Below are 25882 nucleotides of genomic sequence, written 5' to 3'. Positions count from 1 at the left end.
GCGTCGGTGCCGGGGCTTCCACAAGATCAATCCCCGCCGCGAGCAACGACCGGAAAGCGATTCAGAATTTTTTTTGTGCGGTGCCTGGCGGCACGGTACCGCACGTGAAGAAGGCGGGGCATTTGGGGCAGCTACGGTTCGAGGGCTTTGGCTCGAACTGGCCGGCGGCAATCGCGTCGACGATTTTACCGATCCCAGCGCGCTTGTCGGCCGCTTTTCCAGCGTGGTCGCTAAGTGCGACCCGAATGCCATCGGACAAGTGCAGCAGTTCGGCACCATAGCCGGGTGCGGCGTGCTGGGCGGCAAGCAGCGGCGCGAAGGCGGCGTTGCCGGTGAGGACCGTCTTCTTGTGATGCCCAGTTTGGATATAGCGCAGTGTCTTGCGGCCGGTCCCATCGACAAGCGAATAGTCGAAGTTCACCCTGATGGTTGCAGATCCAACTTTGAAGCGCAGCGACTGCCCAGGCTCAAGCGTTCCTTCAGCGCGAGTCAATGCAAAGCGTGTGACGAGTTCATCGGCCAGCACACGATAGGCAGTGCTCGCTTGGCGACTGGCGAGTTCCGAGCTATTCCAATGGACGTCGAACACGTCGCGAGCAGTCGCCAGATCTATTGCGGTCTCGGCCGCGTTCAATTCCGTGATCACGCGGCGGACGACTTCGTGCATGTCCTCGAACGAGCTCGTGACGCGTTTGCCGCCGACATTAAGGACATAGGTGTAGAAGAAGCGTCGCGGACAGCGCTCGTAGACGCTAAGCTGGTGCTGCCAATATGTTGACTCGCCGATTAGATTGATCGCCACCGGTGCGTCGCTGTTGTCGATTCCGTAGTTTGTAGCTGAGACGATTCGGCTTTCGACGCCTTTCCCCATGCGCGCGATGAAATCTGACGGGTTGCGCTTGCGATTGGCGGTGTCCTTGTTCGGCGAGTAGAGGATTAGACGGTCCTTGGCGCGCGAAAGCGCGACGTAAAATAAGCATTGAAGCTCATCCTCGTCTTCACGCGCGGCGAAGTCGATGCCAGCGCCTCCTGCATCCTTAATCATGCCGTCGGGGGGCGGGCAGGTTGGGGCGGGATTGCGCTTGGGAAAGCTGCCCTTGGTCATGCCGGTCACGTGAACGGCCGGAAACTCTAGCCCCTTGCTGCCGTGCATCGTCATTAGCCGAATTGCATCGATACCTTGAGCCGCTTGCGGGATATGTCGCAGATCGCGATCATCGCTGAGGCGTACGAGGCGGCGAATGCGCTCTAGCAGGCGCGAAATCGCGTTACCGGAGCTTAGCGGCTGTGCTCGCACGAAATTCAAAAACTGCCAGATGGCAATTCCTTTGGCCCGCGCGGCCATATCGTTGCTCGAGCAGATATCGGCCGCAATTCGCGTGCGATCCAGCAGAAGCTGAGCAAGCACGTCCCAGGGCGCTGAACGCGCGTCAAAGCCATCAAGCAGTGCAGAATAACGCGCAATAGTTGCAATGCCATCGCTAGAGAAGCCCGCAACTCCGCTGCCAAGCCAAGCAAGTGGCGGCAACGCGTCATCGTTCAGTGCATCCGACAAGGCCCCGATGTCCTCAAGGCTAAGCGTCATGCCAGGTATGCCGGTGTCGCGCGCCATTGCCATCGCCCGACGATCGACAAGGAGCGACAGCCAGGCGAGCAGGTCCTTGACCTCAGGACGCTCGAAAACACTCCCGAGATAAAGGACCGGAATGCCGCGCGCTTCGAGCCCGCGACCCAGCTCGGCGAGCCGATCGTTGCCGCGACACAGCAGCGCCTGGTCTCGGTAGCTATATCCTTCTGCGCGCAGTTCTGCGATCGCGTCGGCAACGCCGTCGATCTCGTTTTCGGTGATGCCATCGATATGCCGAAACTCAGGGGGCCGACCGAGACGCCCGCGATGCGCTTTCAGCTTGACCGAAGTGGCACCCGCTAGGGTCATTCCGTCGGCGAATGTCGAATATGCTTCAACGATCTCTTCGCGCGAGCGATAATTGGTATCGAGCTGATCGCGCATTGCACCGGTGAAATCACCATGGTCGAACCTGGCGAGATTGAGCGACGATGCACCGCGGAAACGGTAGATCGACTGGCGCACATCGCCGACACACCAAAGGTTACGCCCTTGATTGGTTATCGCTTTCAGGAGCTGTACGCTGGCGCGATTGACGTCCTGATATTCATCGACCAGCACATGGTCGATGTCCTCGCGCAATTGAGCGGCAATCGTGGGATTTCGTGTTAGGAGCTCAGCGGGAAGCGCCACAAGGTCGCCGAAATCGATGCGCTCGAGCGCACGCTTGAGATCGGTATAGCTCTTATAGACCTGAGCCACCTCACGCGCCCTTTTGACCCGCTCTTGTGTCTCGGAGCTGTGATCCAACGCCCGCATTTCTTCGACTAATTCCGCATATCGATCAGCTGAAACGACTTCGTCCTGGGCGCGCGAGATCGCTGACAGAAAATCGCGGAGTTTGTCTGTCGGGTCGTAAAGCTCGCGGTAGTGCGTTAGGTTAAGCCCCGCCACGCGGTCCAGCATCAAATCAATCGCTTCGGCACGGTCTATCAGGCGCGGCTCACGCGAAAAGCCGAGGGCTTGATGGAACTGCTTTACGAGATTGAGGCCATAGGCGTGAAAGGTGCCGATCCACATCGCCGCCGCCGCGTCAGGCCGCCGCTTAGCGATCCGCTCTGAGAGTTCGCCAGCCGCCTTGTTTGAGTAGGTCATGACGACAAGGCGACGCGGATCAACGTTGTCGCGCTCGAGCAAATCGTCAATACGACCTACGAGCGTTTTGGTTTTGCCAGTGCCAGGACCCGCTTCCAACAAGAAGGCGGGCCCTCGGTGCCGCGCGGCGCGCTCTTGGCGAGGGTTTAGCGGATAAACATCCGCGTCGTCCTTCTCTGGGATGGCCAGTGGGAGGAGTAGCGCATCGAGAAGCTGTTGCGCGACCGCGTCAAAAGGAGCCGCATACTTCAATGCGATCTCCTGCGCAGTCATTCCCGCAAGGTGCTGATCACGAAGGAACGCGCGCGGCATGATCAGTTCGCGCGCGAACAAATCCATCTGTACCTCGCGCCGCGACATCCGGCTATAGTCGGCAACCCGCTCTTCGCCGTCGGGCGCGGCTTCGAACGATCGCGCTGGATCTGCCTCGCAGACGGTGTCCGGCAGGCGCGCATCGCCAAGTTCGGCGTGACCGAGCTCGTGTCCAATCAGAAAAGCAGTTAGAAATGGGCTGGGCGTGACCTCATGAAGGATCGAATGACTCTGAGGCTCATATTTGGCGCGCGACGTCCCCAAAAATGGACTGCCGGGCTTGAGGCCTGTGACCTCGAGAATGCCTATGTGCTTTGCTGCAGCTTTGACGATTGCCATCGCGTCCCAAGGATTGATGCTTCGGATAAGACTACTGCGTTAATTTCTGCCGCACGCTGACGTCCGAGCTCGATGGCATCCACCGCCTAGTCCTCGGCTAGGAGCTCTAGGGCTTGCTCGGCCGAAACGCCCGCATCATCGAGCAGGCTGGCAAAGCTCACTTTTGTCATGGGCGCTCGAGGCGCCTTGTCGGACTTGTGTTGAACGGCTTTTTGAAGACCAGGTGGCTGTGCGAGGAAGGCGATGAGTTCGCTCAAGCCCGTTCCCAGTTCTTGGGCAAGCTGCTCTAAAAATCTTAGCGGAACTGTCCCCGCGGCGACAAGCCTGTCACGAAACGCGTTCAGGATGATTGTCGGAACGCCAAGTGCGTCCCGCACCGAGGCGTAACGTGCGATATCGAGGTTCGCGAGTGGGTTAGGCGCTGATGCGATGTCGATGGACAGCCCATCTATCCAAACTTCACTACGCGCGTCGATCGGATTGTCGCCAGCCAGTGCCTTCTGCAGTTCGAGCTCGTGCAAAAGTGCGGCTAAGTCGCGCGCAGCATGCGGATAAAGGCACACATAGCGATTGAGTACCTCCGGATCGTGGCCCAAGTCGGTCGCGAACATTGCGAGGATGTCATCGATCGAGGGAGTGGAAGACGTCACGACACATCTCCGATCCCGAGATGTCGGCGGATATTCTTGACCGCGCTGTCGCGCCGATTGCGGACAGTTCTCGGGTCGCAACCTAGGATAGCGCTTATCGATGGCTGCGCGGGATCCTTCGCTTCTGCCGGGATGTGGCACATGAGCATTGAAATGACCTCTTTTTGTTCCGGTTGCAGGCTCTCTATCGCCGCCAAAAGCCTTGGCCGGAAAATCGGGTCGAAAAAAATATTGTCGTCGAGTTCATCGAGACTGCCAGCGGCGCGCTCGATCAGTGGCGGGAGCTCACCGGTCTCAGGGTCATGCTCGATCGCGACTTCGCGACGGGCGTTCCGCGCGCTGGCGCGGCGCGCTGAGAGGCGCAGCAGGGCGACAGCTTGGTTGAAATGGACTTCATAAAAGTCGAGCTGCCTGCCGCCTTCGCGATCGAGGGTTACGAGTAAATCGATGCGTGCGTGGGCCGCGTCATTGGCATCGCTGATCGCGGCATCGACCAAAAGCTTGGCGCCCTCTTGTCGCTCTGCACGCGGTAAGGCTTTGACGACGCGTCGGCGAAACAGTCGATAGAAGCGATTGTAACGCGCGTCACGATTGTCCTTCGCGTGCTGACGAAGGAAATGAACGATACACTCAGACGGCACGTAGCCTGGCACCTTAGGGCTGTCGATCTGGCACCGCACCATTAATTCATCGAGAGACATCGTGTGCAGCTCTTTCAACGCTTCCTCTATCTCCGGCTCGCGTGTGTATGGGCGACCATCGGGATAGCAGCTGAGCAAACGCAGCACATCGACGCTCATGACGATCGCTCAATTGCCTCCGATTTTGTGAGCCACAAAAATTTCCTATCACAACCATGCGCCAGTACAATAACTGTTTAGCCAACCTAACCGAGGAAGAGTAGCCGAATTCGATCCTTTTTCTCACAAAACTTGCAAATAGCCGCCCAAAGGGCGGGGCGTCTACGTTGATACCTTGAGCGCGTGGCTAGTATTGAGGGAGGGGCTCAGCGCCGAGCATGCTGCCGACATTGCTATGGCCTCAGGCGGACAGGTGTTGGCCCCCCTGCTACGCGCTGGCCGATGCGCTCCTAAAATTCTGCGGTTCGATGCGCCATGTTTTGTTATGTTCTCCGGAGAAAATGGACGATCGCCAGCATGACGAATTCCGACCTTGAAAGCGTAGCGGCGGCTGGAGGCAGCGACTGGAAAGGGCTGTCTGAAATCGATCAGGCAATCCGCGATAACCGCCTGACGGAATACCGGATTAAAAAATCCTGGGCCGATCCTTGGGGGCGCAAGCTCACGATTGTCGGCGTCGTCGCAATCAGTGGAGTCTTTGCGTTCTTGGCGGGTGCGTCTTTCGGTCTGTGGTGATTTTTACTCGCTGATCACCATTCCTTCACATCGTCAGCCGATTCAGCGCTTGCCCCCTGCGCCCCGCTGGTAACCGCCTCCAAACTCCCCTTGGATCCGCCAATCTTTTGGCGACCGGCAGCCTGAGCCCGCTGAACCTCATCATGGATAGTGCCAACGTCTACCTTAGGCACCGTGCCAGAACCGCCTCCGTCTGTCTGCGCGCGCCCTCGTACTGATCCGGCGCCAGAGATATTCGGACGGGATATAGGTTGTCCGGGAGCCAGGACGAGGCGATCTTCGATTCCGTCGCGAACCTGAGCTGCATAACTCTCAACAAACTTGGCTTGAAGGGCCTGCCCTCCAGAGCTGAGCTGGAACGCAACGTCATCGAAGCGCACGTTCCCATAGAAATCCCGGTTTCGCTCGATTTCAACCAATCCCCATTCTCTGTATGCCTGGGACAGGTTGAGGCTTCCTGCTGCGCTATTGCCCTCGAAGAACGAAGCCTGACTTTCAAGGCGATTGGCAAGTTCTTCGGCGCGCCGGGCCTCCCGGCTGTAGCTCTGGGCCTCAGTAAGCGAGGCGTTCATGCCGCCCGCGGTGGTCGCTACCGATGAACTGGAAGACGTGCTGACTGATCGAACGAACCCGTCTCGGGTGCTCGACCAATTGCGGCTGTCGGACATCTGGGCAAGGCTTCCGAAAATTCGGGACCTGTCTTCGGAGGCGATACCGATGTCACTGTCCGTCCAAGTTCTAGTGCCGCCGCCTTTGGCTCCAATGTTTGCGGAGAGAACGCCATTCGTTACTCCCGCGTTCGCGCCTGCTTCACCGCCTAAAAACCAGGCAGTGGAAATGTCGTCAGCCGCGCGGCGTGATAAACCAAACTGCCGTTGCAGGCTCGTGGACGCCTGATCGACCTCGCTGAAGGCGGTCTGGATGCTGTCGGAGTTGGACGTGCCAGTTGCGCTTTCGAAGGCCGAGCTGCGGCTGAACTGATTTCTGAGTTCACGGAATTTGGAAACTGCGCTCGCGGTCGATTCCGTGGCGACGGTTGCATAAGACTCGCTGTTTGAGCGCGCTTGCGACGCCATCGTCGAGAGCCGCGAGGTGAATTCCTGTCCGAGGCTCGGCGTGAACGGATAACTGGAGTTCGGAAGCTGGTCGTAGCTGGCTTCGGGAAAGCTTGTGGTCATTGACCCGGTGTCGCTGAAGGTGCGCGTCTGACCTGCACCGTAGGTGAAGCTGGGAGCGATGGTGCCTTGCGCGAACTGGCGGGTGAGAACCGTCGAATTCTCAAAGCTCGTGTTCCCGAGTGCGACATTGCCAGTGCTGGCCTCGCGGGCCGCTTCCTCCGCCGCGTTCTGACTGGGATTGAGGTAGCTTGTCGCGTTGTTTGAAATGGCCATCGCACCCTTGGCGACGCCGCCCGCAAGGAACGGCACCGAGGCAATCAGATAGCCTGCCAGAATGCCGATATCGCTGTTGACGTCGGCCATCCCGGTGAAGCTCGCCAGGCTCAGGCCCTTGGCGCCAGCAACCGCCGTCATGTCGGCCGCTCCCTTGTACATCAGCATCATGTGCAGGATCACAAAGAGCGGTCCCCATGCCGCGAGATAGAAAAATCCTGTGATGTAACCCTTCAACGCGACTGGGCCTGTCTTCGGCATCAGGAATAGCGGGAAGAGCACCGGAAACAGCGCGTAGAACAGGACAGTGAGCACGATGTTCAGGAGCGGCACCCACTTCATCGCGTTGCTGGCGATCGAGCCATAGGTCCGCTCGGTCTGGATGTCGGCCCTGGTCTGGGCATAGACATCGACATTGCCGGCCCCGCTGCCGCCGGCCATCGAATGCATCGCCTGGCTCATCGCGTTGATGGTGAGGGTCTGCTTGAAGATTGCGGTCGCATTGGCCGAGACGCCGCTGAGATACTGATAGGCCACAGGTAGATCGGCAAATAGCTTCGCCTTGGCGAGCGCCGCTGTCTGGTTGGGATAGAGCTGGCGGCCAAAGACGGTTCCCATATCGTCGATGAGGCCCGCCCACCGGGCATTCAGAGCATTATAGGCCTCGCGGCAAGTGACGATGCTTGAGGTTACTTGGCCGGACGCCGCATCGCGGGTGAGAAAGCGCTGGGCGCGGGCCTGGCTTCCCGGGGCTATGGTAACCCAGATGTCGTTTGTTTCTGCGAGTTCCTTCATCGAATAGCGCCCGAGCAGCACATCGTAGAAGACACACTGCCGGAAATGCTCATCGAGGTTGGAGGCAAACTCCGGGTCGGAGATGCGCAACGAGCGCGTAGCGTCGTAAAGCCGGGCGCCATAGATCATGCCATTGCGGGAATAGTTGAGATTGCCGGGCAGGCCAAACACGACTTCGGCCGAGCCCGTAAGATAGTCGCCGACCTGGCTGGTGAAGCTTGCCATCAGTGCAAGGCCGAGCGGCACGTTGCTGACATTGGCCGGCGCAAGGCTCGGGTTGAGCCGGTCGGTCACGTGGACGTCGAGGCGCGGCACCATCAGGCAGGAGTAGATCAGGGTCGCGCCGAGGAACCAGTTGATCCAGGCGCGCCAGTCCTGATTGAACGCAAGCGTAAGGGCTGACAGACCAAGGCCCATGACCATGACTACCTGAAGCAGGCTCTTGTAGCCGCCGCTGCCGGTCCAGGCTGCGACCGCCTGAAACACGTTCACCAGATAATCGCCGCCGCCGACCGTGAAAATTTCAACCATGGCTCATGTTCCGCTTGGGTTTGGCGATCAGTGGGTGAGGGCTCGGTTCTGAACGCCGCGCGACCAGTCGAGCGAAGCTGCCATGCCGGGCGACATCGAAGCCGCGAGCTCATTCTCGATGAATGCCGTCTTCTCGATGATCTGCATGATCGCGCCCACCTTGAGGTGCGTATTGGCCTGACGGTCAGCCAGCGCCTGGCGCACGACGCCCACCTGTCCCTGCCACATGGCGATCTTGGCCTCGTCCGCTCCAATGAAGCTCGACATCGAACGGCCGGCTTCCCCGACAATTCGGTCAAGGACCGCAAACAACATGTCGACGCTCGCGATCTCGGCCAGTGTCTCGCGATCATCCGTCGGCATGCCGCGGCCATAGGCGGCCTGTACGGTCAGGATCTTGTAGAGCGGCACTGACGAGACCTGCAGGAGTTCCTTCTGGGCCGAGGTGATCGCTGTGTCGTCGTGGATCGCCTGCACCATGCCTGCGATCAGCGCGGACACACGGGGGCGGAGGGCTTTTGAGGCGGGAAGGCTCAGCGACTTGAATCCAGGCTCGAGACATTTGGCGGGCTCGTCGCAATGGAAGATCAAGACATTGCTGCCCGACGTTCCATCAAGCAGCGATGTCACCAGTGTCGAGGAGGCTTCCCCCACGATCGGCACGAACTTGCCCGGCGCATCATCCTTGGGCGGCACGTAAATGATCGTGCCGAGGAGCGTCATGGCGTATTCGGCGAGCTCCTGGTCGAACGTACCATTCGGCGAGAAGAACGCCGACTTCTTGAGGATGGTCCAGGTATAGTTTCTCGCCACGCCTGTGTTCACATCATCATATTTGCCCCCGCCCTGGGCCGTGGTGCTGGTCCGCTGTCCCCTGGTGCCGCAGCCATGCTTGGCCGCGGCATAGTCGGTGAATATGCCTTCCGAATTGCCGATCGCCTCGCAGATCGCCTTGTCGGCAAGGTCGCCCTTTGGCCAAACGCCGCCGACCAGACCCTGGGCAAGCTCGCAGCTGCTGATGTTGAGATTGTTCATGAGCTGAGCCTTTTGGCTGAACTCCTGCATGATCTTCGAGCATTCCGGGCAGACCGTGTCGATCGCGAGGCTGAAGGCAAAACCGACCGCGTTGTTGGCGACCGCCTTCAGCATCGCGACGATCTCGCTCGCGTTGATAAAACTGAACGAGCCGGCAAAAATATCGATGCCCCCGCAGCCTGCGCGGGCGCGCGGCAGCTGCAAGTTTGCGATGTTGGTCGTCTTTTGCGGGAAGCGGGTCCAGATGTTGCCGAGGCTATAATAGCCCGCCGACTGGCCCTGAAACGCCGTCGGGCCGTTCACATTCGCGGCCCCGCCGACATCGCGCAGAAACGAATCCATCGAGCTGCCGACATTCGCGGAGACGCTGGCGAGGGGGAGGGCTGCCGCGAGGATCGCAGCGAGCAGCGCGGTCTTTGAGCGTTTCATGCTAGTAGTCACGTCCGGCTTCCTTCGATGTGAGGAGGTAGATGCGGTCCTGAAGCTCGTCGGCGGACATCACGCCGTAGCCGATCGGGATCGCCTGGCCTTTTGCGGCATCCCACAGCACAACTGCGGGTGTGACCTTGGGCTCAAGCCCCATGCGGACGCGCTGATTGGTCTCGACGGTGTAGCTCGGGAACTGCCGCGATGGCCCACCATCGGTCGAGACCGCGCGCACGGTGATGTGCCAGGTCGAAGCGACGCTTTGCACGATCGGCGACATGACCTCGCAGGCGCCGCAGGTCTGGGCAAAGAAGTAGAACAGGCCGTAGCGCTCGGAGAGGTGCGCCATCACGGTATTGCGCTCCGCGCCGCGTGCGTCCTGCCACTGGCGCTTGCCGAGCGTCGAAACCGGCCGCTGCAGGGTGTAGTCGAGATCAGGATCCTGCCAGATCGCGCGCTGCCAGACATCGCTGAAGAGCGAGGCCCGGTCGAGTTGCTCGCGCTGGAAACGGATGTAGGCCGTGACGTTGGCGGGTGTGGGCTCCATGATTGCCTTGGCCTTGAGCTCACGAAGCTCGGCCGTGACCGCATCAAGCTGGCTCGTCGCGCTGACGGCAGGGGCCGATGGTTTGCTGGCGGGCTCGGGCGGCTTGGGTTTGGCGCAGTAGAACCAGTATCCGAGCCGGCGCTCGGCGCAATAGAAGCTGTCCTGTCTGTCATCGGTCGTGACAAGCGGCGGCTCTTCGGCTCCCGCTGGAGCAGTGCTGAAACCACTGGTGGCGGTGAGGGCGAGGCAGGCGGCCAAGAGCCGCTGGCCGGTCTTACTGGCGCGCACTTGCATAATAGTCCTCGATCTTTTGCTGGATTTCCTGGGTTGCCTGCAGTTCGTCAGGCAGACGGGCGGCATCGGTGAACTCGGCGTAGACCTCGCTGAAATCCATTTTCGAGAGGTCGAGCTGCGCGAATTCGTCGACCGTGAAGCCGAGGCACTGTTCGGTCTTGGGCTTGCCCCAGGGCTTGCTCAGCTGCTGGCGGCCCTGCTCCTGCAGGATGCGGGAAAGCTTGGATTCAAAGCAGCAGTAGACCTTCCGCTTGGTGAAGCAGACCCCGAGGAAGCTTGAGGCGCAATAGGTGCCGACATAGCTGCACAGACCCTGCGCATCGCGCTGATGGAGCAGCATTTCCTCGCGCCCGCAGCCCAGCGCAACGAGCAGCTGGATCCCCGGGATGAGCGGAAAACCCTTGCCCTTGCAGCAATTAAGGATGCCGAAGACCTTGGAGGCGCAGCTTGCACGCTCGCCCTTGAACAAGCTCAGCGTACCGGGATCAAACTCGCGCCGCGCCTGGTCCATGGAGTTCAGCGCGACGACGGCATCCTTGAACTCGTCATTGGCTGCGCGGTTAATCGTCTCGCACGACCCGTCGATGCAGTAGACATCGCCGTCACAGATGAATTGATTGGTGCTCGCCTGCCTGTCCGGAACCGGGCAATCATAGACCCACTCCCAGGTTCGGCAGGGTTCGTCGGTCAGGCAATCCTTGCGCACCAGTTTACAGCCGGGCGTGGTCTCAAGCGTCTGGCAGTCCTGCGCTTCCGCAAACTTCGTGCAGGTGTAGCTGCGCGACCACGCCCAGCACGGCTGCGTAACGGCAACCCCGTCGACGATGCGGGTAACCGGATCGCTGTCGGTGCAGGTCTCGTTGTCCTGCTGGCAGGTGCTGTCGGCCGCAAGCCCGGTGCACTTGCTTTTATCGCGGGTCGTTGTGACGACATTCTCGCCGGTCACACTGGTCGGGGTCGCTCCATCGATGGCCGGCGAGCAACTGACCTGGTCAATGTAGATATCTGGAAAGCAGCCGCCAAAAGGGAGGCAGCCAATCGCCACGGAAGACGTGACTTTGCACTGGGGCGCTGGGTAACGGTTGCAGTTATAGACGCTCGTGGGATCGGCGCCCGGTGCCCGGACACAGAAGTAGCCATAGACTTGCCGTTGCTCGGGCTTCGCGGTCAGGGTGACGGGGCAAGTCCGGGTCTCTTGCGTCGCGGTGTAGCCGGTGTTGCAGGTGGCCATGTAGCGACCAGCAGTGCCGGACCCCGGCGGCAGCGGCACGCAGCGCCCTTGCGTGCCGCCTATGCCCATGCCGCTGGTATAGGAAAGAGGATTGTCACCAATGACTTTGCTGCGCGCGATCGTGGCATCGAGATCCTTCGGCGCAAAACGTGCGCGCCGGTCCATGGAGTCCCGCATGGTGCGATAGCCGGTGCTCGTTGAAGTCTGGCTGGCGGCCTCCCGGCTCATCCGGTCAGGATCAGCAAAAAAGCTCGCCTCAACCGGGACGCCGCCGAAGCCCGGAATTCGGCTGGCATCGGGGTTTGTGGTTGCTGCGCCCTGAGCCGCTGCGGCCTTGTCGCGGCCGAAGGCCTTGCCGTCGGCCTTTGCAGCATCGGTCGTCGTCTGGGCGTGCAGCGCTCCGGCAAACGTAAGGCAGACGAGGACGAGAACAAGCCGTTTCATTGGCCAACCCTTTTTCACTGAGGCGCCCTTTCGAGGCGGGCGAGGTGCTGGGCAGCGAGGAGCGCTCCGGGGCCGCCGCCGCGCGCAAAGGTTTCGAGCGCGTGACCCGCGGTCACGTTGCCGATCATGCGGTCGTGCGGCGGGAGCGGACCCGCGCAGTCGAAGCCGTCGCACAAGTCAAAGTCGCTGCTGGTGACGACATAAGCCGGCACTTCTTGGATCCCGAAGGCGCGGAACAGGCGCGGATCGATCCCCACGCCGTCAAGCTGCTCGCCCGGCTTCGCGACCTTCGCAAGTGCAGCGCTCAGAGCCTTGGCGCTGTTTTGCGGCAACCCGCGAAACACGACCACACCGCCGGCGCGGGCCACATCGTCGATCATAGCCCGCAGTGCAGCAGGGGGCATCGAGGTGCTGGCAAAAGCGATGAACCTGGGCGCCTGACCCATGTTTTCGCTCGCCATCGTGCCGGCATCGACAAGCACCTTATCGAAATCGAAGGTGCCTTCGGGGCCGGGCGGCCGCTTGGGCTTTGCCGCCTCAACCACGAAGCGCTTCCCATGTGCCTCCGCGCTCGCAGCGCTCGCCTTGGCCTCGTCTGTCAGCTTTTCTGCGCGCGCCCGCGCGCTTGCAGCAAGAGCATCCGCCTCTGCAGACTGACTGGCAGCGCGCGCACGGATGGCTTCGAGATCGAGTTCGGAGCCAGCGGTTTGGGCCGCTGCTCCAGCGAAGGCCGCAGCGCTCGCGAGACAAGCAATTACAGCAAGATGGGGAAGGGTTCTCATAACGCGCAACAGTTTCGTTTGCGCCAGACCAAGTAGCCCATGTCTTCGCCGATGGCGGGATAGACCTGACCTGCCGACATGAATGTGGTGGACGCGCCAATGGGTGCGCAGGCGTAGCGGCCCTTGGTCTGCGGATTGGGGTTCGTGGCCTGAAAACGGTATTGCTGCTTGCGCATGACCGGCATCAGGTATTTGCCGCAAAGGCCTTTGCCGCCCATCGTGCCCCAGGCGATCAGGTCGCGGTGGAGCTTATAGGCAAAGCGAGCGAGTGCGAGGCGCGAGGCCTGAACGTGGCCGATCGTGGCCGAGACATTGCCGTTCAGCGGATACATCGTCCCCTGACAGCCCGCGCACCAGAACAGCTGGTCAGTGGGCAATTTGACAGTGGCCGCCACGCAATCGGCAGCGCAGGCCGCCAGCGCCAGCGGATTGGCAAAGAGCACGGCTTCGGGATTGATGATTGCGGTGAGTTCGCTGTCCTGCCACAACGGATCGATCTCGGTTATGTAGAGGATGTCGATCGAACCTGACTCAAGGCACAGGAAATCCGCAATAATCTCCATCCAGTAGATCAGCGGATAGGCGTACCAGTGGACGTGCCACTGCGAGTTGTACTGGGTTGCGCCGCCCACCGCCGAGGGGCCGGCCATCGATTTGAAGCCGATGTCGAAGCCGGGATCGAGCTTCATCCCGCCAAGATTGACGAAGCACCACGGCTTCATGCTGACATCAGCGAGCCGCACCGGTTCCCAGAAGCCCATGGCAATACCGGGCCTGAGGCCGCAAAGGCAAACCGGCAGAGCAGGGTTGCTCGTGTCCGGTCGGCTCGACGGCCAGATCTTCAGACCTCCGATCGAGATCGGAAACAGGCACGACCAGCAGATATCGGTGATCGGGTTCACGAAATGCCCCGTGCAGCGGCCAGGTCCCGCCGAAGCTTGGGCAGGCGTGCTCGCCATCATGCTCACACTGCCGAGCAACAATGCGCTGCAAAGCCATACAAAAAGGCTGCTTTTCGGGTTCATGATGGTGATCGCTCCTGCGGCTTGATCGGCGCCTCGGTGATGACGAGGACGCGGCCTTGCTGCTCGACCGCCGCGGGCACCGCGCGAATGCCGAAGTGCTTCACGAGCTTGCCACCCTGATCAAAGTAGAAGCGGCGCTGGCGGGCCTTCATGAGTTCGAGCGGGGCGCCGCGAACCAGGATGAGTTTGGCGCGTGACGTCCCGTAGCGCTGTGCTGCCCAGGCGAGTTGAGCCGGGTCGTCGCCGTCGAGAAAGACGAGGGGGGCGCGCAGCGGGACGGTATCGAGTGGATTGACCCGTGTGCCCGCCGCCATGATGACCCGACCTTTGTCGTCGGCAATGTCGCGTTCGACCGTGATCGTTGGATCGAAGCGCCAGATGCGTGCTTCGGAAGCAGCGGTGATGCCGGCCACGGGTTCGGGCCGATTGACGCGCGCGATCGTGCGGCGCTTGAGCTCCTCGTTGAGCCGCGCGGTCTCACCGCTCGCTTCGAGGTGCTGGAGGCGTGCATGGATCTGTTGCAGCAGATCCGGCTCGACCACCGGCCATACCGCGCCTTGTTGCCCGTAATCGCGAGCCGATGCCTGTGTGGCGATCAAGAGCGCCAGCGCGGTCGCGCAGAGCGGGAGGGTGCGCATCTTCACAGTATCGGCCTCCCGACACCGAGGATGCGCTGGCGGCAGATCCAGCCAATGGCGGCATAGCGGCTGTCGAAACCGTCCTTGTGCCCGGTTGTCACGAAGTAGCAGCCCTTGGGCACGGCGCCGGTGGGGCCGAGCGCCAGCGCTTCGCCGATGCGGCTCTTGGGCTTTGCCGTGGCGACCAGCTTGCCATTGACGAAGAAGGAGCGGCTCCGCTCGGTCACGATGTCGCCGGGCACGCCGCTGACGCGCTTGCCAAACGGCTGCGGCTCCTTGCCGAAATGCTTCTCGAGCAAGGGCGAGGCCGGCGGATCGAACAGGACGATGTCGCCGCGCTGCGGCGTGGCACCGCGTGTTAGCCAGATGGCCCAGTAGGGCAGGCTCGGGCTGGCGTTGATCATCAGCGCATGGCTCTCGCCAAAGGCGGCGAGCGACGACACTGCCAGCGCCCCGGCACCAAGTCCGCCCAACAGCGCCAAGCGCCGCGATGAGGGGAATCTGTCAAAGAAGTCATGGCTGCGCATCGGGAAGCGCTCCCATCCGGTGCGCGACATCGGCGCGCACCGCAGCGGTGAAGTCCGGCGTGCTGCCCGCCACCACAGCTTCTGCGACAAGGACCGTGCGGCCATCGCGGGAGAGGCGCTGGACCGAGGCTTGGACGGCCTGGAGGTAGGCCTGCACGCGGCTCTTGGTCTCTTCAGGCGGACGACCGGCCCTGGCTTCTGCCTGAATGAATTCGCCCATGATCCGGCTCAGTTGCACCGTCACGACTTCGCGCTTCTGGAGATCGAGCAGCTTGTGCGTCGCCCAGACCCCCCAGAGCGTGGAAGCCAGCATGCTGGCCCCGAGCGCAATGGCGGTGAGATTGAGACCGGCGAACCACTTGGACATGGCCGATGTTGCCAAAATGTTCTTCACAGCTTTTCACCCTGGAGTCTTGTCGCGACCTCATTGAGGAAGCGCGGCAGGCGCCAGACGGCGAGCAGGGTTGCGAGACCCACGGCGGCAAACTTGAGCTCTTCGAGAAACCCGGCCTTCCGGATGGGATCGGCGGACAGAAATCGGCCAGCGAGATTCTCAACCTGCGCGAACAAGAGATCCACGTTGCCCCCCGAAATCAGCAGGAAGAACAGAAGCGGCAGCCCGAGCGTCATGAGATAGGTCGAGCCAAGGAAGCCGCCCGCTTTGACGAGAATATAGCAGGTGTCAGCGGCGTGCTGGCGCCAGCTGTTGGCTGACGGGGTTTCGAAACCCTCGTCCGGTCGGGTATCCAACGGCCGGTCAAAGGGGCTGATGAGATGAAGAGGCATGAGAAAGGTGTCCTTGGTTGATGCGTTTCAGGTGCGATCGGCGAAGGCGATCCGCTCGATCGCGTCGGCAAGCTGATGGCCGCGAGCAATCTCTGCATCGATCGCGGCAAAGGTCTGGGGTGAGCTTGAAAACAGCGTCGCCGAGTAATCATCGAGCACGAGCCGCCCGATGGCCTCGGTCTCCGGGCCCTTGATGAAGACCTCTGAATAGTCGTTGCCTGAGCGCTTCAGGCTGCGGATCAGGGTCTCGGTCCGGTCATCCATGTCGAGGCGCTTGGAGGCCTTGAAATCGGCTATCGTCTCGGGCTTCTGCTGAAGAATCAGCATCCAGTCGCTGTTCTCGAGCGCGGCTGTCGCGCCATCCGACTTGTAGTAGTCGTTGAGCGACTGCGTGGCGGTCGCGAGCGCGCCGCCATATTTGCGGCAAGTTCGGGCGTAGGTCTCGACGAACTCTCCCATCGAGCCGCCCTTCAGCATCGACCAGGCCTCATCGATGAGCAGCAGCTTGCGCACCGAGCGCGGGCTCCGGGTCATCGCCTGACCGGTCATGAACATGATGGCGGACAGCACGACAGCGCGCAGTTCCTCGCGGCTCGATAGGTCAGACATCTCGAAGACCGTGAAGTCCGCATCGAGATCGACACTCGCCTGGCCTTCGAAGAAGGCACCGTAAGTGCCCCCAGCCATGTAGGGCGCGAGCGCCGTTGCGAGATCGCCGGCGGCCTCGTTCCCGAGCGCTGCCAGGGCGTCCCCCACAGCGGTGATGCTCGCCTCGGCGCCGTGCTCATTCCAGACCGTGTTGACCGCCCGGTCTATGAGCCCGCGCTCGGTGTCGGTAAGCTTCGCGCTGTGGCGGGCCATCTGGCCCACGATCGCCTTGATCATGCCGAAGCAGTCAAGACGATAGTCCTCGTCCTCTTGCGCCCGCACCGCATCGATCATCGAGAACGGATTGAGGCAGAAGCCCGCCTTCATCGTGAACTCGACAAACCTGCCGCCTTGAAGCTTGACCGAATGCTCGAAGCTGCGGCCATCATCGATGACCACGACCTGGGCTCCGGCTCCGCGCAGCGCAGCGCACATTTCCTGTAGCAGCACCGACTTGCCTGAACCCGACTTGCCGCAAATCGCGACATTGTGGTTGCCGGCCTCGTTCTCGAACGGCGACCAGAAAAAGGGCTGGCCGCGGCGGCCGACAAACAGCAGGTGCGGGTGAGTGCCGCCCAGATATTCGCCTTGCATTGGGGCAATATTGGCAGCCGTCGTCGATAGCACAGTCTTGAAGCGCTTGAGGCGCTCCATGTCGGCGCCCAGGCCATCGGCCAAGGTCAGCGGCATGGCGGCCAGCAGCCCTTGGACCTGAAGATAGCGCTCGTCGGCAAGGTCCCAGCCTGCCGCCTTGTAGATCGACTTGATCGCCCGTTCGTGCCGGTCGCCGGCCCCCAGCGGCGAGAAGGTCGTGAGACCGTAGAAGACCCGGACAAGCCGGCGGCCTTCCTGGAGTTCGGACTGAACGTGCTGCCACTCGGCGGCCTGCTCGCCGATCCTCGGCAGAAAACGGGCGCTGCGCGTTCCCGCTAGGCTGGTCGTGCGCATGAACTTGAAGCCTGCCTTCGCCGCAGCTGCTTCCTGGTCGGGATAGACGAGACAGAGCATGGTCGCGGCGGGACACGGAAAGCGCAGCTTGTCGGTGAAGAGATCGCCGATCAGCCGCGCGCACTCCCACGGTGCCCAGCGTAGCGGCATGTTGCGGACAGAAAAATGCCGAACATCGAAGGCGTCAGGGTAGACAGTGCCAATCTCGGGAACGCCGTCGTTGACTTTGCCAGTGGCTCGGAAACGCTCGGTCCGCAGGTGCATACGATCTTCGTGCACGACGAGTTCGATGTCGTGGCGGATGGCCTGCGCGGCAATCGGATCATTCGGATTGTAGGGGACGACATCGTCCTGGGGCGCTGTCGTTGGCGAGGTCAGATCATCGATCACGCCGATGAGTTCCTGCGGGCCCACTTCTGCAACGCCCAGGTTCAGCGATTTGAGCATGGCGATCAGGCCGTCGCGGGTCTGCTTCAGTTCTTCGTTGCTGATGGCCTTGGACGCGGGACCGCCAACCGAGACGATCACTTGATGATGCCGGGCATGGAAGGGGGCGTCCGCGCAGCCCGACTGCCACACGAGCTCGTAAAGCCGCTTGGCCCGGTGCCGTGCGATCGCCTCATAGACGCCGCCCTGAACATAGCGCGGCGCAAACCAGGGGGCGACGATCCGGCTGATGCGAGGGCTGGCGAGGTGCAGAACCTGGAGGCAGGCGCCCGCTGGCAATCCTTCCGAAAAGAACTGTCCCAAGATTTCTCCGGTCCGTTCGTCCGCTCCGATAAGCGGCGTCACCGACAGGACGAAACCCTTTGAGCGCGCGTTGATATAGAGCCGGCTTTGCGGGTCGTAGACGCGGTAAGGCAGCCAGTCCGACAGCATGTCCAGCATGAGATGCGGTCGCTCCTTCTCGGCATATTCGGCATCGCCAACCAGGCCTGAGAGCACGCGGCCGATGATCGACTTCCGTTTCTCGGCCATCACTTTTGATCCTTGTTTGGTGCGATGGGGGTGGTTGTCTTGCCTTCGGCGCGCTTGGCGATTGCCGCCTGGATGGCCTCTATGCTCGGGAACTTGGGGGATGCCTGCTGCCCAAATGGCCGAGGGGTCCGATCATGCGGCGGAGCAGGCATGTCGAACCCCTCGGCTGCCGGTGCCTTGGCACCGGCTACGGCCTCGCGCGCCGTGGAGGGGAGGGCCAGCGGCGAGGCATCCGGAGAACTTGGGAGAGAATCTGGATCTGACGAAGCAGCCAGCGAAAAAGGCGAGGCCTGGACTGAAGGATCGGTCCCATCGCGCGCCGCCGCATCGTCCTGCGGCGCGTCCGCGTCAGACGTGGTCTCTTTGCTCACCTTTTCAGCGGCCTGTTGGGCTGATTTGAGCTGGCGTTGCAAATGGCGCATCAATGTCGGAGCGGTGTCTTCGCCAGGCTTGCGCCGCAATTCAGCGGCCCAACGCGGGTTTTCGATCACGGTCCAGGCGACGGCCTCATCGTGAAGCGTGCCTGCTTCGTCGACATGGGCTGGAAACACGATTCTAAGCGTGCGCTCGGCCGTGCGGGCGGTGTCACCGCCGCCAACACCGACGCGTAAGCGCGCAGGGTCCTGCGGCGCGGCGCCGTCCCCGACTACAGCGGTGGCACGGGCGTCGATCACGTGGGAGGGCGCGCAATCGCCCTTGGGCGCGCGGCAGGTGAAGTTTCCTTCGACATTCGTGCCGAAGGTTGCGCAACCGCTCATAAAGACGGCGAGGCAGGCGCAGACGAGGAGGCGCACGGGTTTAACCATGGGGTTGATCCTTTGTGATCGAGACCGTGGAAGCGCCGCTCAGGAATGTCCGCAGCGCAGCTGCAGGGCGGAAACCTTCGAGGACGGCGCCGTCGGAGGGTCGGACGATGACCGGGGTGCCGCCAAAGCCGTGGGCCTTGGCAAAGGCCTCATTGGCATCGAGCCCGCTGGTGTCGCACGGCTTGGGGTTGGCGAGCGCCAGCCCCGAATAGGCCATGTGCAGCGACACGTCCGGTCGCGGCGAACAGATCACCCGCTTGGCGTCTTGCCTGCTTGCCGCACCGAAGATCGAGATCGGTCGTTCCTCAACTCGCGCGCCGATCGCTTTCAGTTCGCCTTCGAGCTTCTTGCAGTAGCCGCAGTGAAAATCGGAGAAGACGACCACTCGGGGGCCATTGGCTGGCCCCCAGGTTACTGCGCCGCTTGCAGGCAGCCCCGCCAGCGAGACCTTTGCCGGCACACTTGCGCGCTGCGGGGGCGGCGCAACGTCGTCACCTGTGCGCCGGGCGGCACCTGCCGCCAGCAGATCGGGATTGAGCGCAAGCAATCGCGCTGCCGTCAGATCCTGGCGCGCCTCCATGTCGTATACCCGGCCGATCACGAGATATTTTGCCGCCCGGTCGACGTAAAAGAGTGTCGATTTCGAAGCGACCTCACACAGGCCTCCCAGGCCCTTGCAAGTGATCGCGTCGATCGGCGTCTTGGGCAGGCGCAGCTTAAGGGCTGCGCGTACTTTGCCGGTATCGGGGGCGCTTGCTGCCCCGGCGAAACTGGCCACACCCCAACCGGTGGCAGCAGACAGGGTGACAAGGGCGGCAATGCCCGCAGCGGGGCGGAGCCAGCGGCTTGGCTTTGGATCGAGGCTTGCAATCATCGGGAATTCCTCACGTAAACGCCGTCCAGAAAGACGATCTCCACATCGATCCCGGTCGGCATTTCGACGACGGGCTGATATTGCTCGGCGCGCTCGATCAGATATTTGCTGACCGTATCGGCCGCATCGGCCGCGCCCTGGCCAAGTCCGCCACCGACAATGTCACCGGCGGAAAGTTTGGAGCGGCTGCCGCCTCCATTGGCGGTGACACCGGAAAAGACGCTGTTGGAGTTCGCCGAGAAGCCCCGGCCAAAGCCGCCAACAATTCCTGCGAGCAACGCTTGGCTGACGAGGTTGCCCTCGCGGCTAACAACCCGGCCGCGCACACCGGATTTGCCCGCAAAGCTGATGAAGCCCTTGACCTCGGAGACCGCGACGCGGCCGCCGGGCTGATCGCAGGTCATGCGGGCCAGCTTCACGTAGACTTTCTCCGAAGACAGATCGCCGCGTGCCGCGCCGTTGACCACGCAGCCCTGGATCCGGGTCGTCAGCACTTTGCCGTTCTGCAGCACCGAGCGCGCAGGTCCGGTAATCCTGAGAACCACAGGGAGTGGATCGGTCTGGCTGGCGACGCCTGCCGATGCATCGACCCCGACGATGACGCGTGCCGTCGCATAGGAATTGGGCGGCAAGAAGTCGGGTGAGTCTTCGATCACGACCGGCGGTGCATCCGGCCTTGCCGACTTCAAACCGCCGAGACCTGCCTTGTCGGAGGTGAAGCTCATCAGCTTCACTTCACCTGGCGCAGGCGCCATCGCATCGCCGCCCGCTGTTGCATCGGCAACTGACGGAGGCAGCGGCGCGGCGCGGCCACGTGCGTCGTAACCACCTGCCTGAGGTCCATAGGCCGGCGCGAGCGCGGTTGGCGCAGAAACAGGAGGCGGTGTGGCAAGCCGGAATTTGAGGTCCGCATTCTCTGCCGAGATTGCATCGATAGCCGCCTGCCCATCGACCCGCATGGCCTGGTTCTCTGCCTTGAGCGCGGCAAGCTGCGCCTCGACTTCGGTGCGCGGGGCCGCTGCGTCCTTCAGAGCCTTCTGATCGCGCGTCACGGCGTCGAGACGGTTCCCATAGGTGGCCACAAATTCGCGCTGAGAGAGATCACGGTTGACGAGGCCCGCTGTGTCGATGGTCTGGGCTGCGCCCGGATCACCCGACTTCGCCTTGTCGCCGCCAAGGATGAACCAGCTGCCGCCGACCAGCGCGATCGCGCCGATGGTGCCGAGGAGCAGCTTTTGCCGCCGGGCGGTGCGGGCGTTGAGCCCGGTCACTTCTGAAGGCGACGCGGGTTCGGCCTGCAGGGGAGTCGGCTGTTCTTGGGGGTCAGTCATGGCTGCTCTCCCCATTTGCGCCGACCACGAAAGCTGTCGTGGCGGTGCCGGGTTCGAGCACTGGATTGGCGATCGAAACGGCAAGGGTATCCTTGGGGGCGAGATCGCTTGTGGTGAGCGTCAGGCTCCTCGCGCCGCGATTGGTGACGCGGATGACTTTCCCGGCGAGGCTGGCGCCGCGGTAGTCAGCGACGAGCTGGATCTCGAGAGTGCCGACCCGCGCCGGTAGGGCAGACGATTGCCGGACTTCAAAGCCTTCGATCGTCCGGTCGTTGGCCATGGCCTGGATGAGGCGCACTGCACTCGTCGGGAGCGGCGTTTCGCCTTCCCAGCGCGCGGCGTCGCTTTTGGCGATCGCGGGGTTCGCAATGAAAATCTGCGCTGCGGGAATGCTCTCGATGCGGCAGGCGATCTTGTAGACAAACCCCTTCCTGGTGGTGGCAAAGAAGCTGATCGACCGCGCGGCATAGGACTCGGGAACCGACACATAGATGTCGCCGCGCAGCGGTTCGTTCGTAACCGCGAAATCGTTGTACGGCGTACCCGTTGAGATCTTCGAGACACTCGCGAACTGATCCTCGACCAGCGCGAAACGAGTGAGCTCATGGGCAGACACCGAGCAATCGATGCCCGCGCCATCTGCGGCTTGTTTGAACTGATCAGCCCATGCGGGCGCGGCAAAGAACGTCGCCAGCGGCGTAAAGGCGAGAACCAGGCCATTTATAATGTTGTATCGACGAGCCATCAGTTGGCCTCCTTCGACTTGTCTGTTGGGGGGAGCGCGACGAAGCCCGAGAGCGCGAGGCGAAGACCCCTGTAGGTCCAGTTGAAGCGGAAACGCCGGTCGTCGCTTGCGACGACTTGTTCCCCCACGAAGGTCTTGAGCGTGCCGCTGACCTCGGACGTCAGTCCCTTCGGATCGACTGTCATCGACTGGAGGACGAAGGCCTGGCTGACATCCGAGCCACTCTGTTCTTCAACAATGCGAACCAGATCGGCCTTGAGGCGCCCATAGCTGCCAGGATCGGCGAGCTTCAGGATTTGATTCATCCAGTAGTCGAGGCCCTCGGGGCTCCGGTTGAGCAGAACGAGCGCAGTGTCGCGGGTGACGAGTTCGAGATAGTCGGCCTCAACGCCTGCGCTGGTCACGGTCAGCTGTTTGGGCAGCGTCGGCAGCAGCACGACTTCGCGGTCACGGGTTGCGGCAAGGCTGGTCGCGACAATGAGTGCGAGGCCCAGGCCAGTGCTGGTCAGCGCAAGGATGTTGCGTTGACGCAGAAGAGACTGCTGCCGCTCGTGCGAAATATCAGAAAACATGGGTTTCTTCCCTCAACCGGCAAGCAGGCGGCAGTGGGAAGGCGGCGTCGACTTGAGGCCCAGAAATCCGGCCGGCAGATACCAATATGCGGCATGGGCGACCCAGGCGCTGGTGCGTCCTGCTTTTGCCTTTCGCAGTGCGAACCAGGCGCCGAAGGCGACAACGATGCCTATAAAGATATGCTGGCAGAGGATCCCCCAGGTGAAGGGGACAATCATTCCGGCGAACTCGTCGATGGTCCAGAAGCCGATAAGCTCCGGGTCGTCGAGCCGGCGGGGGATGATGTAAGGGTCTGCCATGACGGCGCTGCCTTCCCGTGCCCGTCCGTCAGATGATCGCGGTAACGACCGAGGTGACGATCGGGACACCCGTGCCGACGCCAATGCCGACGCCGACCGGAACGGCAACCTGACCAAGGGAGAAGCGGCCAGACGCGAGGCCGATCAGACCGCTCGCCAAGCTGAGCACCGTGATGATCTTGCCGCCCGATCCCTGCAGGAAGTTGGTGAACTTGGTGAGGGCAGGGGTGAAGGTCGCGTCCGTGCCAGCAAAGGCGGCACTTGCCGCGAGCGCCGCAATTGCGACAGGAATGGCAATATTTAGGGTCTTGCCGATGCGATTGGCGCCAAGGCGCCGGGGAGGGGTAAGGGTCTGCATATGAAGCTCCATCTGGAGGGGTGAACACAGCCTCCTTGCGGTTGCTGTGCAGTCCACATGCATCTAGGAAAACGCTGTAGGAAAGCGCGAAGTGAGAAACGGAGATCAAGCCGGATGAATGCGGACAGATCGAAGTGTCCGTGTCGGCTAATCTGGCACATAGGAGCGGAGAATAGGCGTTTATGAGGCGGATTTCTCCAGCCGACTGGTCGGAGTTTGCCGGCGAATCGAACTATGGGAGTGATTCGCCGATAACCGAGAAATTCCTGTTTTGTTCTTTTTGTTTTCCTACAGGTCAATTGTCGGGATATGCCTGCGACTCACCAACCAAGGAGAGTTCGCATGCATCAAGTTTCACCCAAGTTCGGCAAGGCAAACGACAGTCTCGCGCGTGTCCTGACGCACGCGGTCGAGGGCATAGACAAGCCGCGGCACCAGGTCGCGCGCGAAGCCGGAATGCACCGGGAGACATTGCTTCGGATCATGCGCGGCGAACGCCCTATCGGGCTCGATGAAGCCGCGCGCATATTCGAAGTCTGCGGCGCCTATCCCCGAGCCAGCATGATCCTGGCGTTGGCGGGACAGGAGGAGCTGGCTTGCGAGTGGATGCGCAGCGAGATGGGTGAGTTCCTCGAAGAATTCTTCAGCAGTTTGCCGGTTCACCTCCAGCGCACGCTGGGACGCAGGATCGAGGATCTCAGGCCGCGCTGGGCGAACGGCACTTCGCAGCTTGTTGCGCGCATGCTGGCTAAGCACATCGACGATATTGCCAACCGGGACATCTCTATGGCTTTGCCCCGGTAATGTCTGAGCCTCGGAGGGGTCCCAGTTTCAGAAGAGATGATCGATGAGTGCCATTGACCAAACACATTCCCCCCTTGACCGCTCGCAACCGGTGCTGCCTCCGCCAGCCCGGCTTCTACGCCTGCCCGAAGTCATGGCGCGTGTCGGATTGAAGCGTTCGGCCATCTATCAGCGCATGAGCGAAGGCAGGTTTCCCAAGTCGAGGTCGCTCGGCCCCAAATGCGCCGTCTGGGTCGAGGCGGAGATCGACGATTGGATTTGCGGCATCGCCTCAAGCTAGGCTTGTTCAAGGCGATGCATTCTGAGCAGTTGCCGTGTTCGTACCCCCCCTGCCGACCTTGCGTGTGTGGATGAGCCCCGCAGTGCCAGTGGTTGTTGATGAGTATCGGCCGGGTGAATTTAAGTGTTAGGTCTGTTTGCGCAGCACCATATGGCTGCTGGCCCCGATGAATTGCTCAGGTCGCATCCCAGATCATATCATCGCGTTTGGTAAGCGGCCGCTCCGCTATCAGAGGCTTCTGCCAGGCGCTTCATACTCAGCATTCGCGGAGCGAGCGCCATTAACTCCACCACAGCAATCGACATGTCTTGAAAATGGGCGCGGCATTGCTGCCGCGCCCATTCTTGGTAGCCTTGCAAGCAATTATATCAGGATCATTCCAGACCTGCGTTGCCTTCAAGGCCAGAAAGCTTGGCCCCGATCGTCTTGGTCACATCAGTCCGCACGCTGTCATTATGAGCCTTGACCGACATTACGACGCTGCCTTTCTTGTCCAGAAGCTGCGCACCCTTTCCAGACCCGGCAGGGGCTAGTTGCACGATCAGTGGGCTTGGTGAAAGCCGGTTGCTCGCGCCGTTTGCGCCGTCGACAATCGCACCGACGCCGCCGCCCAAAAGGATATTCCCGAAAGATGCTCCTCCCAGCTTCGACTGAATGAGTATATAAGTGGGATCATATCCGACCAGCGTAATATCAGCTCGAGTATCTTCCTTGCGGCGCAGGGAAATTTTGCACGGCGTCGTACAGGTCCCCCCATTGGTAAATACAACATTTGCCCCTTTGGGCGTCGTATTGGCTTCGTATTTTATGTTGGGACCGTTGATGACGGTTGCGCAGCCGGTTGCACAAAAAGCAATCATTGTGACTGACAAAGCTTTGAAAAACCTCATTTCGACCCCCTGTTTGATTGTTAGTCTTAGCTTTGTAGGGTTGCCTTCTTGAGCGAGTAAACTGAAAAAGCGGTTGCCCGACCATGCAATCTCTCGAAATTGGATGTAGTCTGAGTTATGTATTTGATAAATAATGCGATTTTGGAATTTCCCGGCTGATTGAGCTCGAAGAATAGCGGATGTCTCCGATTGGACGGTCTCGGTGCCTGCCAGCACCGGCTGCTGCTTGAAGCGGAATCTGCCCTGGGCGGCCAAGGGCGCGCGACTTTCTAAGTTTGGCGATCGGTTGATCCGCGTACCCGAAGTCAGCGCGCGTCGGGCGAGAACGCTGATCGATCTACCAGCACATGGCTGAACGTCGCTTCCCGAAAGTACGTTCGCTTGGGCCGAGTTACAGGGTCTGGGTGGACGCCGAGATCGATGCGTGGATTTGGCCAGTTGCAGGGCTGACAGATTAAAAATTACCGTCCTGAAAAAAAGTCCTAAACTTTTGCCCG

At 61.4% G+C, this 25882-nt stretch carries 26 protein-coding genes; 4 read left to right on the top strand and 22 right to left on the bottom strand.

Annotated features, from left to right (window positions below; genetic code table 11):
• Nucleotides 1-61: 61 nt before the first annotated feature.
• The 3 genes from AQZ52_RS17695 to AQZ52_RS17680 form a co-directional block, all read right to left on the bottom strand.
• Entirely contained in the window at nucleotides 62-3373 is a 3312-nt protein-coding gene (locus tag AQZ52_RS17695; protein WP_082698259.1) for an ATP-dependent helicase, read from the bottom strand.
• Nucleotides 3374-3459: 86 nt separating this feature from the next.
• On the bottom strand, nucleotides 3460-4023 hold the full coding sequence (locus AQZ52_RS17685) for a hypothetical protein (protein ID WP_067914334.1): 564 nt from the start codon (nucleotides 4021-4023) through the stop codon (nucleotides 3460-3462).
• Nucleotides 4020-4823 carry an RNA polymerase sigma factor gene (locus AQZ52_RS17680; protein WP_067914332.1) on the bottom strand — a complete coding sequence of 268 codons (804 nt, stop codon included), beginning with the start codon at nucleotides 4821-4823 and terminating at the stop codon, nucleotides 4020-4022. The genes AQZ52_RS17685 and AQZ52_RS17680 overlap by 4 nt, the downstream gene beginning before the upstream one ends.
• Nucleotides 4824-5180: 357 nt before the next feature.
• On the opposite strand from AQZ52_RS17680, the gene AQZ52_RS17675 reads away from it, so the two are divergent.
• Nucleotides 5181-5399 (top strand): hypothetical protein, encoded by a 219-nt coding sequence (locus AQZ52_RS17675; protein ID WP_067914329.1) that lies wholly within the window; start codon nucleotides 5181-5183, stop codon nucleotides 5397-5399.
• A gap of 14 nt (nucleotides 5400-5413) precedes the next feature.
• Here the strand turns inward: AQZ52_RS17675 and AQZ52_RS17670 are convergent, their stop codons facing one another.
• The 18 genes from AQZ52_RS17670 to AQZ52_RS17585 form a co-directional block, all read right to left on the bottom strand.
• A complete protein-coding gene (locus AQZ52_RS17670; protein ID WP_067914326.1) occupies nucleotides 5414-8116 on the bottom strand; it encodes a conjugal transfer protein TraG N-terminal domain-containing protein in 2703 nt (900 codons plus the stop codon).
• Nucleotides 8117-8143: 27 nt separating this feature from the next.
• Nucleotides 8144-9580 carry a conjugal transfer protein TraH gene (locus tag AQZ52_RS17665; protein ID WP_067914323.1) on the bottom strand — a complete coding sequence of 479 codons (1437 nt, stop codon included), beginning with the start codon at nucleotides 9578-9580 and terminating at the stop codon, nucleotides 8144-8146.
• A gap of 1 nt (nucleotide 9581) precedes the next feature.
• Entirely contained in the window at nucleotides 9582-10418 is an 837-nt protein-coding gene (locus tag AQZ52_RS17660) for a conjugal transfer protein TraF (protein WP_067914320.1), read from the bottom strand.
• Nucleotides 10399-12093 carry a conjugal transfer protein TraN gene (locus AQZ52_RS17655; RefSeq protein ID WP_067914317.1) on the bottom strand — a complete coding sequence of 565 codons (1695 nt, stop codon included), beginning with the start codon at nucleotides 12091-12093 and terminating at the stop codon, nucleotides 10399-10401. The genes AQZ52_RS17660 and AQZ52_RS17655 overlap by 20 nt, the downstream gene beginning before the upstream one ends.
• A gap of 14 nt (nucleotides 12094-12107) precedes the next feature.
• Nucleotides 12108-12875, bottom strand: a complete 768-nt coding sequence (gene trbC, locus AQZ52_RS17650; protein ID WP_067914314.1) for a type-F conjugative transfer system pilin assembly protein TrbC — start codon at nucleotides 12873-12875, stop codon at nucleotides 12108-12110.
• On the bottom strand, nucleotides 12872-13837 hold the full coding sequence (traU, locus tag AQZ52_RS17645) for a conjugal transfer pilus assembly protein TraU (RefSeq protein ID WP_420806459.1): 966 nt from the start codon (nucleotides 13835-13837) through the stop codon (nucleotides 12872-12874). Before traU ends, trbC begins: the two co-directional genes overlap by 4 nt.
• 59 nt (nucleotides 13838-13896) lie before the next feature.
• Nucleotides 13897-14538 (bottom strand): type-F conjugative transfer system protein TraW, encoded by a 642-nt coding sequence (gene traW, locus AQZ52_RS17640; protein ID WP_067914309.1) that lies wholly within the window; start codon nucleotides 14536-14538, stop codon nucleotides 13897-13899.
• Nucleotides 14539-14540: 2 nt separating this feature from the next.
• The gene (locus AQZ52_RS17635) at nucleotides 14541-15065 is read right to left on the bottom strand and encodes a S26 family signal peptidase (protein WP_067914306.1); all 525 of its coding nucleotides are present in this window, start codon (nucleotides 15063-15065) and stop codon (nucleotides 14541-14543) included.
• The gene (locus AQZ52_RS17630) at nucleotides 15052-15432 is read right to left on the bottom strand and encodes a type-F conjugative transfer system protein TrbI (protein ID WP_240481776.1); all 381 of its coding nucleotides are present in this window, start codon (nucleotides 15430-15432) and stop codon (nucleotides 15052-15054) included. Before AQZ52_RS17630 ends, AQZ52_RS17635 begins: the two co-directional genes overlap by 14 nt.
• A gap of 23 nt (nucleotides 15433-15455) precedes the next feature.
• Nucleotides 15456-15851, bottom strand: a complete 396-nt coding sequence (locus tag AQZ52_RS17625) for a hypothetical protein (protein WP_067914300.1) — start codon at nucleotides 15849-15851, stop codon at nucleotides 15456-15458.
• Between the two features lie 27 nt (nucleotides 15852-15878).
• Nucleotides 15879-18425 carry a type IV secretion system protein TraC gene (traC, locus tag AQZ52_RS17620; RefSeq protein ID WP_067914297.1) on the bottom strand — a complete coding sequence of 849 codons (2547 nt, stop codon included), beginning with the start codon at nucleotides 18423-18425 and terminating at the stop codon, nucleotides 15879-15881.
• Nucleotides 18425-19099, bottom strand: coding sequence for a conjugal transfer protein TraV (locus AQZ52_RS17615; protein ID WP_240481775.1), 675 nt, complete (start codon nucleotides 19097-19099; stop codon nucleotides 18425-18427). The genes traC and AQZ52_RS17615 overlap by 1 nt, the downstream gene beginning before the upstream one ends.
• A gap of 124 nt (nucleotides 19100-19223) precedes the next feature.
• Nucleotides 19224-20105 carry a DsbC family protein gene (locus AQZ52_RS17610; RefSeq protein WP_067914292.1) on the bottom strand — a complete coding sequence of 294 codons (882 nt, stop codon included), beginning with the start codon at nucleotides 20103-20105 and terminating at the stop codon, nucleotides 19224-19226.
• Complete coding sequence (locus AQZ52_RS17605; protein ID WP_067914289.1) at nucleotides 20102-21436, bottom strand: TraB/TrbI/VirB10 family type IV secretion system protein; 1335 nt, start codon at nucleotides 21434-21436, stop codon at nucleotides 20102-20104. The genes AQZ52_RS17610 and AQZ52_RS17605 overlap by 4 nt, the downstream gene beginning before the upstream one ends.
• Complete coding sequence (locus AQZ52_RS17600) at nucleotides 21429-22181, bottom strand: type-F conjugative transfer system secretin TraK (RefSeq protein ID WP_067914286.1); 753 nt, start codon at nucleotides 22179-22181, stop codon at nucleotides 21429-21431. The genes AQZ52_RS17605 and AQZ52_RS17600 overlap by 8 nt, the downstream gene beginning before the upstream one ends.
• Nucleotides 22181-22753 (bottom strand): type IV conjugative transfer system protein TraE, encoded by a 573-nt coding sequence (locus AQZ52_RS17595; protein WP_067914284.1) that lies wholly within the window; start codon nucleotides 22751-22753, stop codon nucleotides 22181-22183. The genes AQZ52_RS17600 and AQZ52_RS17595 overlap by 1 nt, the downstream gene beginning before the upstream one ends.
• Nucleotides 22754-22765: 12 nt before the next feature.
• Nucleotides 22766-23053, bottom strand: coding sequence for a type IV conjugative transfer system protein TraL (traL, locus tag AQZ52_RS17590; protein WP_067914280.1), 288 nt, complete (start codon nucleotides 23051-23053; stop codon nucleotides 22766-22768).
• 28 nt (nucleotides 23054-23081) lie between these two features.
• Nucleotides 23082-23411 (bottom strand): hypothetical protein, encoded by a 330-nt coding sequence (locus AQZ52_RS17585; protein WP_156425042.1) that lies wholly within the window; start codon nucleotides 23409-23411, stop codon nucleotides 23082-23084.
• Nucleotides 23412-23753: 342 nt separating this feature from the next.
• Between AQZ52_RS17585 and AQZ52_RS17580 the strand changes: the two genes are divergently transcribed.
• Both AQZ52_RS17580 and AQZ52_RS17575 read left to right on the top strand, forming a co-directional pair.
• Nucleotides 23754-24215: a helix-turn-helix domain-containing protein gene (locus tag AQZ52_RS17580; RefSeq protein ID WP_067914277.1), complete on the top strand. Its 462-nt coding sequence runs from the start codon at nucleotides 23754-23756 to the stop codon at nucleotides 24213-24215.
• Nucleotides 24216-24258: 43 nt separating this feature from the next.
• Complete coding sequence (locus AQZ52_RS17575) at nucleotides 24259-24495, top strand: AlpA family transcriptional regulator (protein WP_067914274.1); 237 nt, start codon at nucleotides 24259-24261, stop codon at nucleotides 24493-24495.
• A 374-nt stretch (nucleotides 24496-24869) separates the two neighbouring features.
• Here the strand turns inward: AQZ52_RS17575 and AQZ52_RS18685 are convergent, their stop codons facing one another.
• Nucleotides 24870-25640 (bottom strand): hypothetical protein, encoded by a 771-nt coding sequence (locus AQZ52_RS18685; protein ID WP_169793767.1) that lies wholly within the window; start codon nucleotides 25638-25640, stop codon nucleotides 24870-24872.
• Between the two features lie 92 nt (nucleotides 25641-25732).
• Here AQZ52_RS18685 and AQZ52_RS19300 point away from each other — a divergent pair, with 92 nt between their 5' ends.
• Nucleotides 25733-25843 (top strand): AlpA family phage regulatory protein, encoded by a 111-nt coding sequence (locus AQZ52_RS19300; protein WP_082698258.1) that lies wholly within the window; start codon nucleotides 25733-25735, stop codon nucleotides 25841-25843.
• The last annotated feature ends 39 nt before the right edge of the window (nucleotides 25844-25882 follow it).

The organism is Novosphingobium fuchskuhlense (assembly GCF_001519075.1).
In the GTDB taxonomy this organism is placed as follows: Bacteria; Pseudomonadota; Alphaproteobacteria; order Sphingomonadales; family Sphingomonadaceae; genus Novosphingobium; species Novosphingobium fuchskuhlense.
The sequence above is the reverse complement of the archived record's forward strand: the minus strand, read 5'-3'. Positions and strand labels throughout refer to the sequence as shown.